The organism is Pseudomonas sp. KUIN-1, assembly GCF_009176725.1.
In the GTDB taxonomy this organism is placed as follows: domain Bacteria; phylum Pseudomonadota; class Gammaproteobacteria; order Pseudomonadales; family Pseudomonadaceae; genus Aquipseudomonas; species Aquipseudomonas fragariae.
This window is the reverse complement of the sequence record NZ_AP020337.1, coordinates 3,010,777-3,026,116: the sequence shown is the minus strand read 5'-3', so window position 1 is coordinate 3,026,116 and position 15,340 is coordinate 3,010,777. Positions and strand designations below refer to the sequence as shown.

The window sequence follows — 15,340 nt, the reverse complement described above, 5'->3', positions numbered from 1 at the left end:
CGGTTCAGGTAGCCCCGCGCCACACCCGCACCGCCGATGTAGATTTCACCGGCGACACCCAATGGAACCAGCTGTTGCTGTTCGTCCAGCAGATAGAACTGCGTATTGCCGACCGGTTTGCCGATGTGCGGAGCGAAGCCCTGTTCGCGATCCATCGCCACCCAGCTTGAGTAGGTGGTGGTTTCCGAAGGGCCATAGAGGTTGCACAGGCGCTGCACGCCTGTTTTTTCGAACAGGTTTTCCACCAGACTGCGCTTGAGGGCTTCACCCGCCACGTTCACGGTGTGAACCGACTTTGGCAAGCTGTTGATTTCCAGCAGCGCTTTCAGCGCCGACGGCACAGTATTGATCAGGCCGATGTCGTGATCGCCGTGTTGCAGTTCAAGGACGTTTTGAACCACCTTGATGCTGCCGCCCGAGGTCAGCGGTCCGAAGCACTCGTACACAGCAAGATCGAAGTTCAACGAGGTGGAGAACAGCGTCTTCTCCAACGCCGAACCGGCAAAAGCGCTATGAGCCCAGGTCAGAAAGTTCACGGTATTGCGGTGTTCGATCATCACGCCCTTGGGCAGACCGGTCGAGCCCGAGGTGTAGATCAGGTAAGCCAGATGCACCGAAGTCAGCCCCGGCACTTCCGGGTTCTGTACGGATTCGTCTTGCCAGCTGTCCTGATCAAGATTGATCACCGGCACCGAAACGTCCGCCAGCAAACTCTGGGTAGCGGTTTGGGCCAGCACTGCTGCCGGAGCACTGTCCTGCAACATGTAAGCAATCCGGTCTACCGGATACGCCGGGTCGAGCGGTACATAACCGCCGCCCGCCTTGAGAATCGCCAGCAAACCGACGACCATTTCCGGCCCGCGTTCAACACAGATCCCGACCCGCGAATCCGGCTGGACGCCCTGTTTGCGCAAGGCATGTGCCAAGCGGTTGGCCCGTTCGTTGAGTTGGCGATAGCTCAGACGCTGTTCGCCGTGGACCACTGCCAGCGCCTCCGGCGTGCGCTCGGCCTGCGCTTCGAACATCCCATGAATGGTCTGTTCGTGCGGATATTCCAGCGCCGTATCGTTGAACTGCACCAGCAGTTGCTCACGCTCGGCAGCAGGCAGGATCGGCAGACTGTCGAGGGCAGTGTCCGGTGACTGTTCCAGTGCATCGACCAGACTTCCCAGCGCGGTCTGCATATACCCGCAGACTCGCTCGCCGCCGACCTTGCCGGTCACTAGCACCGATAACCTGAAGGCGTCGCCCAGGTCGTCGACGTTCAAGGTCAACGGATAATTAGTGCGTTCCTCGCCACTGAGCACCTCTATACCGCGCCAGGCCTCAATCGACTCGACCGATGGTTCAGCTACGCCACTGTGGCGGTAGTTGAGCAGCGAACTGAACAGTGGCAACGGCGCCGCCACGCCACTGCACCGCTGCGCCAGCACCAACGGCGCGTGTTCGTGCCCGAGCAACGCGGTGAGCCGGGCATGAGTCGCCCGCACCCCGCCCCGTGCATCCTGCCCTGCCAGGTCGACGCGCAACGGCAAAGTATTGATGAACATTCCCAGCGCCCGGTCGGCGCCTTCCCCACTCTGCATGCGGCCTATCAACACGGTCCCGAATACCACCGTTCGCTTGCTCGACACCTTGCTCAATACCTGAGCCCACGCCAGATGGAACAGACTCGCGGCGCTTACCCCAAGCTTCCGGGCCTGGGCGCGCAGGCGCAGGTTCAACTGACGGTCCAGTGTCAGGCTGCTCTCTCCCATGTCGCGGCCATCGCCCTGCACATCCAGCAGGCCGAACGGCAGCGTAGGTTCGTCGATATCACCGAGCAGTTCGCGGAAGAACGCTTCATGGTCCTCGCGGCTCACACCCAGGCGGGCCTGGGCCACATAGTTGCGATACGGAATGGCGACATCGAGTTGGCCAGCCTGGCCCAGCAGATGTGCCTGCATGTCGTGGAGCACAACCTCCAGCGCCGTATGGTCGAGGACCATATGATGGAACAGCAGGATCGCCGCCCACCGCTGGTTGGGCTGGTCTTCGGCGAAAACCAGCCGCAGCAGTGGTGCCTGACTCATGTCCAGCCGCGAATGGCGAGGGTCGAAGCGTTGTTGCAGCTGCTCCATGATCGGCCCTTCAAGCGGATCGAGTTCGACCTGCTCCATAGGCAGTTGAGCCTGACGACAGACGACCTGCACCGGTGTTTCCAGGCCCTGCCACTGCACCGCAGTACGCAGGATGTCGTGGCGATCAATCACACTTTGCAAGGCGCCGACAAAGGCGTTCAGGCGCGCACGGTCAGCAATCTCAAACACCGATTGCAGGACGTACGGGTCGCCTGCTTCTGCCGCCAGATGGTGATAGAGAATCCCCTCCTGCAACGGCGCCAACGAGTAGATATCCTGCACATTCGCCACGCCGCCGGGCACGCTGGCGACAATGAGGTCGATGGCGGCCTGATCGAGATCGGCTAGCGGCAGCATCTCCGGCGTGATGCGCGTGCAGTCGTCCGGGATGGCATTTTCCGGGACTGTTATTTCACTTGCGCCACCCACCGCCGCGGCCAGCGCGGCCAGCGTCGGCTGTGTGAACAGGGTGCGAATATCGGCATTGAGCCCCTGGTGCCGCATCTGTGCGATCAGGTTGACAGCGAGCAGCGAGTGGCCGCCCAGCTCGAAGAAGTGGTCATGACGCCCCACGCGCTCGACTTGCAGCAATGAACTCCATATCTCGGCCACGGCGGTTTCCACCGGCCCCTGAGGTGCCTCGTAGTCCCGACCCGGAAGCGCTTCGCGATCCGGCAATGGCAAGGCGCGACGGTCGACCTTGCCATTGGCGGTCAGCGGCCAGGCGGCCAGACGCACGAAGGCGCTGGGCACCATGTAGCCCGGCAGCACTGCCAGCAAGGCAGCGCGCAGTTCGGACACCGGCATCGACAGCGAACCGTCGCGCTCGATGAAATACGCCGCCAGCCTTGGCTGGCCCGGTTCGTCCTCACGGGCCAGCACCAGCGCTTCTTCGATGCCTGGCAACTGGCTGAGCTGCGCTTCGATCTCACCCAGTTCTACGCGTAAGCCGCGGATTTTCACCTGGTCATCGTTACGCCCCAGGTAGTCAAGAGTGCCATCGGCATTCCAGCGTGCCAGGTCGCCGGTGCGGTACATCCGGGCGTCGGCGTCGCAGTGGAACGGATCACGCAGAAAGCGCTCGGCGGTCATCTCCGGCCGGTTCAGGTAACCCCGCGCCACCCCCTCACCAGCGACGTACAGCTCGCCCGCCACACCCAGCGGCACCAGTTGCTGATGCTCGTCGAGCAGGTACACGCGGGTGTTGGTAATCGGTTTGCCGATGTCGAGGCTGCCGTCGGGCAGCAAGCGCCCCGACGTGGCGACCACCGTGGCCTCGGTCGGGCCGTAGTTGTTGATGACGGTGAAGCCCGGATCACGCTGGAACTGGCGCAGACGGTCACCACCGATCAACAGCGTGCGCAAGGTGGGATGAGACAGGTTTCGGCTGAAGGCGTACTCGGCGACCGGCGTCGGCAGGAAGGCCACCTGCAGCGGCTGGGCGATCCACCAGTCGAGCAGTGCATCGATCTGTTCATTACCCACGTCCGCAGGCGGCAGGTGCAGGGTCGCCCCGGCACACAGCGCCGGCCAGACTTCCCAGGCCATGGCGTCGAAGCCGAAGCCTGCGACGCTCGCAGTATGGCTGCCAGCCTGCAGACCAAAGGCCTGGCAATGCCAGTCGATCAGGTTGCCGACAGTGCGGTGCTCGACCATCACGCCCTTTGGCTGACCCGTGGAGCCGGAGGTGTAGATCACGTAAGCCAGGTGCGCGGCGTTGAGCCCTGCCACCTGCGGGTTTTCCAGGCGTTGCGGCCATTCAGGCCGGTCGAAGGCGATGACCGGTGCAGCCGTTTCCGGCACACGGCTCGTCAGGGCCTGCTGGGTCAGTACCACTTTGGGTGCGCTGTCGGCCAGCAGATAGGCAATGCGCTCGTCAGGGTGCGACGGATCGACCGGGACGTAGCCTGCGCCTGCCTTGAGGACGGCGAGCATGGCCACCAGCGTGTCCAGGCCGCGACGGGCCATGACCGCCACGCGATCATCAACACCTACGCCGAGACTGATAAGGTGATGGGCCAGTGCGTTGGCACGATGGTTCATCTCGCCGTAGTGCAGGCAATGTTCGCCCACCTGAGCCGCTACACCTTCAGGTGCGCTGGCTGCCCGGGCTTCGATCATGGCATGCACCGTCTGCTCGTCATGAACCTGCAGCGCCGCCGTGTTGAGCGTTTCCAGCAGGTAACGGCGTTCCTCTTCGCCGACCAGCGTGATGCGATCAAGATGCGCCTGCTCATCAGCCGCCAGGGTTTCGAGGACCTGCACGAAATAGCCGAGATACCGTTGCACGGTCACTTCGTCGAACAGCGCCGTGGCGTAGTCCAGCGTACCGACCAGCGTCTCGCCATGCTCGCTCAGGTTCAGCGAAAGGTCGAATTTGGACACCTGACTGATCTGCCCGACCAGCTCCACTCGCAGGTCGCCCAGCGACGCGGCGGCGTGTTTGCCGGGCATCCAGTTCAACGTGTTCTGGAACAAAGGGGGATGGGCCAGGCTGCGCGTCGGACGAACCACTTCCACGACCTGCTCGAACGGCAGGTCCTGATGTTCCTGTGCTTCCAGTACGCGCGCCTTGACCTGGGTTAGCAGTGCTTCTCCGCTCGGACTGCCCGAGGTGTCGATGCGTACCGCCAGGGTGTTGACGAACAGGCCGACCAGGTCTTCCAGTTCGGTACGGCCACGTCCCGCCACCGGGCTGCCGATTACTACGTCGGCCTGACCGGAAAGACGCGCGAGTGTCGTCGCCCAGGCGGCCATCAGCGCCATGTACAACGTGACGCCCTGACGTTGCGCCAGTTTGCGCAGATCTGCCGTCAGGCTTGCGTTCAGTTGCACCGCAAGGCTGGCGCCGGCGAAGTCCTGCTGTGCCGGGCGTGGCCGGTCAGTCGGCAACGTGAGCAGCGTCGGCGCGCCCTCCAGTGCCTGGCGCCAGTAGGCCGCCTGGTGTTGCAGGCGCTCGCCGGACAGCCAGCGACGTTGCCATACTGCGTAATCGGTGTACTGGATCGCCAGAGGCGGCAGTGGGTCGGGCTGTCCCTGGCAGAACGCCGGGTACAGCGCCAGCAGTTCCTGGCTCAGCACGCCCATCGACCAGCCGTCGGCGACGATGTGGTGCACGGTCAGCAGCAGCACGTGACGCTCGTCGGTCACGCGCAGCAGATGAGCGCGAATCAGTGGGCCGAGAGCCAGATCGAACGGTGCGACCGCCTCGACCCGAATACACCCTTCCAGGCGATGGGGCGCATGACGAATGTCTTCGACAGACAGCCTGGCGTCTGCGCAGGTGGGCGCGAACAGCACTTGTGCACTGCCTTCGCGGCTCACGAACCGGCTGCGCAAGGTTTCATGGCGTTCGACGATGCGTGCCAGGGCACGCGTCAGGGCGGTGACGTCGAGCATCCCCTCAAGGCTCAGCGCCATCGGGATGTTATAGGCTTCGTTACCGCCGTCCATCTGTGCCAGGAACCACAACCGTTGCTGGGCGAAGGACAATGGCATTGGCTGATCACGCTTCACCGGCAGGATCGCTGTCAGCTCACTGCGCGCCACGCTACTCAGCGCTGCTGCCACCGCTGCCAGTTCACCGAGGGCAAACAGCTCGCCCAGCGGTAATTCCACGCCCAGTTGCTGGCGTACTTGAGACACCATGCGCATGGCCAGCAGGGAGTGCCCGCCCAGATCGAAGAAGTGATCGTTGCGGCCAACCCGCTCGACCTGCAGCACCTCGGCCCAGATCTCGGCCAGCGCCACTTCGACCTCGCCTAACGGTTCTTCGTAACCACGGCTGACCAGCGACTGCGCATCCGGCACTGGCAGGGCCTTGCGATCGAGCTTGCCGTTGGCGGTCAGCGGCAGTGAATCGAGCTGCACGTAGGCTGCCGGCACCATATAGTCTGGTAACAAGCCTTGCAAATGGCTGCGCAGGTGTTCGATGTCCAGTGCAGTTTCAGGCTGCTGCGCCGTGACATAAGCGACCAGACGCTTGTCGCCGGGCGCATCCTGACGGCACAGCACTACGGCTTCGCGGACCTCGGCGTGTTCGGCCAGACGTGCTTCGATTTCACCCAGTTCAACACGGAAACCACGAATCTTCACCTGCTCGTCATTGCGACCGAGGTATTCCAGGTTGCCGTCGGCACGCCAGCGCACCAGGTCGCCAGTGCGGTACAGGCGTGCCTGCGGGTCGCTGTCGAACGGGTCGGCGACGAATTTCTCAAGGGTCAGCTCATCCCGGTGCAAATAACCCCTGGCGACACCCTGGCCACCGATATACAGCTCGCCGGCAACGCCCAGCGGCGCTGGTTGGCCTTGGTTATCGAGCACATACAAACGGCTGTTGCCCACGGGTTTGCCGATAGGAATCGAGCCATTGCCGACCGACACAATCTCGTAGGTAGCGGAGAACGTGGTGGCTTCGGTCGGGCCATAGCCGTTGAGCAGATGCTGTGGGGGTTGTTCGCCAGTACCCGTCCAATAACGGCAGGGTCCAGCACATCACCGCCGACAATCAGGTAGCGCAGGCGCGAAAAGGCCTCGCCCAGACCTGAAGCGTATTGATGGAACAATCCGGCGGTCATCCACAGTACGCTTACCGATTGTTCCAGTAACAGGCGCTGGAAATTCAGCGGCGAGAGCAAATCGTGCTGCCCGATCACCACCACACAGCCGCCATTGAGCAGCGGCGCCCAGACATCCAGGGTACTGGCGTCAAAGGCCGGGTTGGAGGCAAATGCGACGCGATCCTGTGCATTGAAATCGGCATAGCCGTTGTTGATCGCCAGACGGCTGATGGCCCGGTGCGGCACCAGCACCCCCTTCGGCGTGCCGGTGGAGCCGGAGGTGTACATGATGTAGGCAACGCTTTCGCTGGACTGCGGCGGCAATGCCAGATCGGTGCCTTTCAGACGCTCCAGCGTCAGGCCATCGAGGTCAACACGCTGTGCGCCGGTTGTCAGCGATACCTGACTGTGAGTCAGCAGGACACGCGCCCGGCTGTCTTCAATCATGAAACTCTGGCGCTCGACCGGTGCGTTGACGTCCAGCGGCACGTACACCGCCGCGCACTTGAGCACTGCCAGCTGACTGGCGAGCAAATCATGGCTGCGTTCCAGCAGGATCGCCACGCTGTCACCCGGCTGCACACCGAGCCCCAGCAGATGCCGCGCCAGGCGGTTGGCTCTGTTGTTAAGTTCGGCGTAGCTCACGGCAACACCGTCGTGGATCGCCGCGCAAGCTTCTGGGTGCGCACGCACCTGAGCTTCGAACAGGCCATGCACGGTCTGTTGCTGCGGGTAATCCCGCGCGGTGTCGTTGAACGCCACCAGCAGTTGCCGGCGTTCTGTTTCCGGCACCACCGACAGGTCACGCACGGCTGAGTCCGGCGCGGATTCAAGGGCCTCGACCAGATGGCTCAAGGCGGTCTGCATATAACCGCAGATCCGCTGGCCATCGAATCCGGCAGCCACCTGTACGCTCAACAGGAAGCCTTCGCCCTGATCGTCCACCGACAGGGTCAACGGGTAGTTGGTCCTTTCGCGTACGCCGAGCACCTGGGTATCCGCCCAACGCTCGCCACCGCTGGCTTCGCGTGCCGGGCTGTGGCGGTAGTTGAGTAGCGCGCTGAACAGCGGCGAGGCTGCGGCCACCGCGCTGCAACGTTGAGCCAACACCAACGGCGCATGTTCGTGGCCGAGCAATGCGGTCAATCGGGCGTGGGTCTGACGCACGGCCTGACGCACGGCGCAGTTACCGACATCGACCCGCAGCGGCAAGGTGTTGATGAACATCCCCAGGGCGCGGTCAGCACCCAGGCCGCTTTGCATACGTCCCAGCAACACAGTGCCGAAGACCACGTCTTCACGTCCGCTGGCGCTGCCCAGCACTCGCGCCCAGGCCAGGTGATGCAGGCTGGCTGCACTCACTCCCAGTTGCCGCGCCTGAGTACGCAGACGCTGACACAGATTAGCCGGAAGAGCGTGGCGAACCTCCTTGATACCCTGCCCGTCACCCTGCACTTCAAGCAGGCCGAACGGCAGGGTCGGTTCATCGACATCACCGAGCATCTCGCGGAAAAACGCCTCGTGTTGCTTGCGACTCACGCCCAGACGAGCCTGACCCACGTAATTCCGGTAAGGCATCGCCGCCGGCAGTTGCGCTGCGGTGCCTTGCAAGTGGGCGAGCATTTCTACGCTCATCACGTCCAGCGCGGTGTGGTCAAGGGCAATGTGGTGGAACAGCAGGATTGCCACCCAGCGCTGGTTCTCCGAGTCCTCGGCAAAGGCCAGGTGAATCAGCGGGGCCTGATTGAGATCGAGGCGGTACTCGCGTGGATCAAAACGGCGTTGCAACTGAGCGACGATATCGCCGCCGTCCTGGGCCAGGGTGATCTGCTCCATCGACAGTTCGACCCGGCGCAGAGCCACTTGCAGCGGTTGTTCCAGACCCTCCCAGACCAGCGCCGTGCGCAGGATGTCATGGCGATCGATCATCGCCTGCAAGCCTTCGGCAAAGCGTCGTACGTGCGTCGGATCATGCAGGGCGAAGGTCGCTTGCAGCAGATACGGGTCGCCCTGTTCAGCCGCGATATGGTGATAAAGAATGCCTTCCTGCAACGGCGCCAACGGGTAGATGTCCTGCACGTTCGCCGCACCACCGGAAACGCCAGCGACAATGCGCTCGATACTCGCCGGGTCCAGCGTGGTGAGGGTCAGCATGTCCGGGATGATGTGCGTACAGCCGTCGGGAATACCGTTGGCCGGAACGTCGATCTCGATGCCGCCGCCCACAGCCGCCGCCAGTGCGGCAAGGGTGGGCTGGCCGAACAGCACGCGCACATCGGCACTCAGGCCAACCTGACGCATGCGCTCGATCAGCTTCACCGCCAGCAGTGAATGACCGCCCAGCTCAAAGAAATGGTCCTGGCGACCGACCCGTTCCACACTCAGCACTTCGCACCAGAGTGCGGCCAGCATGGTTTCGGTGTCGCCGAACGGCGCCTGATAGTCGCGACTGACGAAGGCCTCGGCAGATGGCTGCGGCAACGCACGACGATCCAGCTTGCCATTGGGCGACACCGGCAGTTTTTCCAGGTGTACATAGGCTGCCGGGATCATGTAATCAGGCAGCACCGCCTGTAAATGCAGGCGCATATGGTCGGCCTCAGGCAAAGCCTGGCCGGCCTGCACACTGAAATACGCCACCAGGCGCTTTTCACCGGGAACGTCTTCGCGGGCCAGCACCGCCGCATCGCGCAGGCCTGGATATTGACCGAGGCGTGCTTCGATTTCCCCCAGTTCAATACGAAAACCACGGATCTTGATCTGGTCGTCGTTACGGCCCATATAGATGATGTTGCCGTCGTCCTGCCAGCAACCCAGATCGCCGGTCTTATACAGACGCGCGCATGGGTTGCCGTCCTCGCGGGTGGCAAACGGATCAGCGATAAAGCGGTCGGCAGTCAGGTCATCGCGATTCAGGTAGCCACGGGCGACACACACACCGCCGATGTAGAGTTCACCCGCCACGCCCACCGGCACCGGGCGCATGTGTTCGTCAAGCAGATAGATGCGGGTATTGGCCACCGGCTGACCAATGCTCGGCAAGGTTGGCCAGGCCTGTGGGTTGCCCTCAAGGGTCATCGCCGTGACCACGTGGGACTCGGTCGGGCCGTAATGGTTGTGCAGGCGGGCGTCGTTCAGACGGGCGAAGAAATGCCGCATCGGTTCGGTGATTCGCAGTTGTTCACCTGCAGTGATCACGTCCTGCAACAGGCACTCAGGCTGTTCGGGTTCGGCGACCACGGCCTCGGCCAATGCCTGCAGGGCAATGCACGGCATGTACAAGCGCTCGATGCGCTGTTCGCAGATGTGCTGGAACAGGCGACGGAAATCCAGACGCATATCGCTGTGGATGAGCGACAGTTCGCCGCCCGCGCACAAGGTGCTGAAGATTTCCTGAAAAGCCACATCAAAACCCAGCGCTGCGAACTGCAAGGTACGTTGCCTCGGGCGGCGGTGCTCGACAGTCTGGGCGATCTGCCAATGCATCAGGTTGACCAGCGGCGCATGGGGCATGGCCACGCCTTTGGGTTGACCGGTAGAGCCCGAGGTGTAGATTAGATACGCTAGGTGCTGCGCGTTAAGCCCTGCGAGCTGCGGATTGGTCGTCGGCGCTCTGTCAATAGCGTTTTCGGCGCGGGCGTCTGCTTCCAGCAGCAACACCGGCATGGCGGCCTGCGCAAAGCGCTCGCGCAAATCGCGTTGGGTCAGCAGCATTTTCGGTGCGCTGTCCTCAAGCATGTAGGCCAAGCGTTCTTCAGGGTAAGAAGGGTCGAGTGGCACGTAACCTGCGCCGGCCTTAAGAATGCCCACCAGGCCCGCAATCATTTCCAGACCGCGTTCCACACAGATCGCCACCCGGTCGTCAGCGCCGATGCCTTCGGCGATCAATCGATGGGCAATCTGGTTGGCCCACTGATTGAGCTCGGCGTAGCTCAGATGCTGGCCTTCGTAAGTGACCGCCATCGAATCCGGTTGTGCCGCGGCCTGCGCCTCAAATAGCTGGTGCAACAACAGATCTTTCGGGTACGCGCCATCGAGCGCGTTGAAGTCTTCCAGGAGCTGGCGGCGCTCGTGCGCGGGCAACCAGTCGAGGCTATGCAAGGGCGCATCGGGCTGGCTGTCCAGCGCATCGGCCAGTTGCTCCAGTACGGTGTGCATGTAACCGCAGATGCGCCTGGCACCGATTCCGGTTACGGCCTGAACGGTCAGGCCGAAGGAGTCGCCGAGGTCGTCTACCGACAGCGACAGCGGGTAGTTGGTCCGTTCCTCACCGCCGAGCACCTCGACACCGGCCCAGGTCCTGGTCTGCCCCGCATCTTGAGGTGCCTGGGCGCCGACCGCGACATGGCGGTAGTTCATCAGCGCACTGAATAAAGGTGTCGGTGCCGCCACGCCACTGCACCCCTGAGCCAGCGACAACGGTGCATGCTCGTGACTGACCAACGCCGCCAACCGTGCGTGGGTGGTGCGCACTGCAGCCTGAATGCCCTGCTCTCCGGCAGCAACCCGCAACGGCAAGGTATTGATAAACATGCCCAAGGCCCGTTCGGCGCCTTGACCACTGAGCAAGCGGCCCATCAGCACTGTACCGAAGACCACATCCTGCCGCCCCGACAGGCGCCCGACCACCTGCGCCCACGCAAGGTGATGCAGGCTGGCATTACTGACGCCCAATCGCCGGGCATGGGCGCGTAAACGTTGGGCAAGCTCCAGGGCAACCGGCAACAGGGCTTCGTCGACTCCGCTGCCGTCGCCTTGCACGTCTTGCAGGCCGAACGGCAGGGTCGGCTCGTCAACATCAGCGAGCATCTCGCGGAAAAACGCCTCGTGATCCTCGCGGCTCACGCTCAATCGCGCCTGAGCCACGTGGTTGCGATACGGCACCGACGCTGGCAAACCTTCGCCGCGCCCTTGTCTGAACGCCTCGATCTCTGCGCCCAACAGGGCCAGCGAGGTGGCGTCATCGATCAGGTGATGGAACAGCAACACCGCAACCCAGCTATGGTCGGCGGGATCTTCCGCGTAATGCAGGCGCATCATCGGGGCCTGATGCAGATCCATGCGTATCCGTCGTGGATCGAACTGTGCCTGCAACTGGGCCGCGACATCACCCTGGTCCGGGTGCGGCAAAAACGCCTCGACCCGCAGCCGTGCCTGACGCCAGACCACCTGCACTGGCTCGTCGAGCTCTTCCCAGGCTACCGCCGTGCGCAGAATGTCGTGACGGTCAATGACTTGCTGCAAGGCCTCCGTGAAGTCCAGCAGCTGCTCGAAGCTATTGAACCGCAACAACGCCTGCAACAGGTACGGATCACCCTCTCCACTGGACAAATGGTGGTAGAGGATGCCCTCCTGCAACGGCACCAGCCCATAGATATCCTGCACGTTGCTCACCCCGCCCGGCACTGCGGCGACCACACGGTCGATTTGTGCCTGGGAGAGCCGGGCCAGGGGCAGCATGTTCGGCGTTATACGCTGGCAATCGGCGGGAATCCTGCTGGCTGGCACCTGCACGTCTGTGGTCTTGCCGCTGGCGGCCGCCAACGAGGCCAGGGTCGGCTGGCCGAACAGTACGCGCACGTCGGCATTCAGACCGATGTCGCGCATGCGCTCGATCAGTTTTACCGCCAGCATCGAATGCCCACCCAGTTCGAAGAACTGGTCATGTCGGCCTACCTGCTCGACGCCCAGCAGCTCTACCCACAATGTGGCCAGCCTGGTTTCCACCAGGCCCTCCGGCGCCTCATATTGACTCCGGGCAAAGGCGTCGGCAGTTGGCACCGGCAGTGCCTTGCGGTCGAGCTTGCCGTTGGCAGTCAGCGGGAAAGCCTCCAGGCTGACAAAAGCGCTCGGCAGCATGTGCTCGGCCAGCGATAGACGCAGCTGTTCACGCAACCAGGTAGCGTCCGGTTCCTGCCCGGCGGTGCCGATGACATAGGCCACCAGACGCTGGTCGCCCGGTTCGTCTTCACGTACCACAACCACGGCATCACGCACGCCTTCGCAGGCACTCAATCGGGCTTCGATCTCGCCCAGCTCGATACGGAAACCGCGAATTTTCACCTGTTCATCGTTACGGCCCAGGTATTCCAGGCTGCCGTCCGGCAACCAGCGACCCAGATCGCCAGAGCGGTACATCCGCGCACCGGGTGCCGAGGCAAACGGATCGTCGAGAAAGCGCGTCGTGTTCAATTCGTCGCGATTGAGGTAGCCACGCGCCACACCTGCCCCGCCGACGTACAACTCGCCCACTGCGCCCGGCGGCAGCGGATGGCCATAGGCATCCAGAAGGTACAGCTGAAGGTCAGGAATGCGTTTGCCGATCGGGCTGGCGCCAACGCGCCGGGCGTCTTCGGGCTGCAACGGGTAATAGGTCACATGCACCGTGGTTTCGGTGATGCCGTACATGTTAACCAGTTGTGTTGAGGCGTTGACTTTACGGGCATACCACGGCTTGAGCATCGCTGTTTCCAGCGCTTCACCGCCGAAAATCACCTGGCGCAGCGAATGCACCTGCTCTTTGTCGTCCTGGGCCGCAATCAGTTGGCGGAACGCACTCGGCGTCTGGTTGAGCACCGTGACCCCGGCGCTGCACAGCAGGTTATAGAAGTCTTCGGGCGAGCGACTGACTAGTTGCGGGACGATCAACAGGCGCCCGCCGTGCAGCAGCGCGCCCCAGATTTCCCAGACCGAGAAGTCGAAGGCAAACGAATGGAACAGCGCCCACACGTCCTGTTCATTGAAACCGAACCAGTCCTGGGTGGCCGAGAACAGCCGTGCAACATTACGATGCTCGACCATCACGCCCTTGGGCAGGCCGGTGGAACCGGAGGTATAGATCACGTAGGCAAGGTCGCTGGGCCTGACCGATACCTGCGGATTGCAGGCGCGCTCGTCCTGCAGGTCGACATCATCGAGATAGATAAGCGGCACATCCGACACCGGCAATGCCGGCTGTACTGACTGCTGGCTCAACAATGCTACCGGCGCACTGTCGCCGAGGGTGTAGGCCAGACGCTCAAGCGGGTAAGCCGGGTCCAGCGGCACATAACCTGCGCCGGATTTGAGGATGCCCAGCAAGCCGATAATCATTGCCGGGCCGCGTTCGACGCAGATGGCCACGCGATCGTCAGGGCGTACCCCCAAGGCCAAAAGACGATGGGCAACCTGATTGGCACGCGCGTTGAGCTCGCCGTAGCTCAGGGTCTGCTCTTCGAACACCAGTGCAGCGGCGTCCGGGCGTTCTGCGGCGCGAGCTTCAAACTGCTGGTGAATCGTCAGGTCATTGGCAAAATGTGGCTGACCGGCATTCCACGTCTGCATCTTGAAAGTGTCGGTCATGCCGGTCAGCGAGAAGCCATGCACAGGCAGGTGCGGGTTCGCCAGCCCCTGCTCAAGGACGTGCCGCAAGCGTTCGGCAAGGGGGGCGATTTCGTCGTGCTGAAAATACGCCTCGTTGTAGATGTAGTGCAGTCGCGATTCAGCCTCATAAGCGTTGGTGCGTAAATGGATGGCCAGCGGCGTCTGTTCGTGATTGTTCGAAGATTTGACGGCGTGGGCGGTTGCCTGGCCGAAGCGCAGCAGGTGATTGTTGCGCTCATAGGAGAACGTCAGATCGAACAGTTGCGTGCGCTCGGCACGGCGTAATTCAAGCAGGCGGTTGAGGTCGCTGACCGGAAAGCGCTGGCTGCGGTAATCCTGCTTGACCGCGCGGCAGATGCCCTGGACCAGCTCGGCGAACGACAGGTCGACACTGAATTTCAGACGCACTGAGCTGAGCTGGGTAAAGAGCCCGAGGGTCTTTTTGTAGCTGGCATTGGGGCGATTGAGGATCGGCAAGCCGATAACCAGTTCGTCACGCTGATAGGCGCGGGTGAAGTACACGTACAGCACTGCCAGCAAAACATGGAACGACGAGGCGTTCAGGCTCAGGGCCAGGTCGTCGATCTGCTGTTCCAGGTCACGGGCCAGACCGTAGCTGAGGTGGCCGCTGCGGCTTGGTGCTTCGTTCTGAATCTGAGCCGGACGCGGGCGTGGCACCAGCAAGGGCTCGGGAATGTCGCGGTACTTGTCCAGCCAATAGGTTTGATCGAGGGCAAAACGTCGCGATCCGCGATACTGGCTGTCGTCCTTGATGAAGTCGACATAGGACGGTGCCGTCAGATCGGGTGTGTGCTGATCGTGCAGCGCGTTGTAAAGCTCACTGAGCGACGCGCAGAGCCCGTCGATGCCCCAGCCGTCGAGTGCAATGTGGTGGGCGTAAATCATGCAGTAGAAGCGCTGTGCTTCGAGCTTGAGCAAATGTATACGGAACAGCGGTTCGCCATCGAGCCGGAACGCACGCTCAAGCTGACGCTGCATCCAGTGTTCGGCAGCCTGAAACGGATCGTCCTGCCTTTGCAGGTCAATCGGTGTCACCGGCATCGGCATGCTCGTGGCGAAGGTCTGCAGCGGCACGCCCTCCTCGTCACGCTGGTCGAGCAGGACCATGCGCAGGGCGTCGTGTTTTGCAATCAACAGGTCCACGGCCCGCTGGAACAGTTCGTAATCGAGGGCGCCGTCGATCTCCAGATGGCCGCCGATGTTGTATAACGGCGAGTCGCCCTGGGTCATCTGATCCAGCCAGATATTGCGTTGGGCAGCGGTCAGGGCAAGTGCCAT

The 15,340-nt window shown here is 62.6% G+C and carries 1 pseudogene (cut by a window edge); it reads right to left on the bottom strand.

Features of this window, described 5'->3' with window-relative positions:
- Positions 1-15,340: pseudogene (gene sypA / locus KUIN1_RS13600) on the bottom strand (syringopeptin non-ribosomal peptide synthetase SypA) (it extends 697 nt beyond the left edge of the window).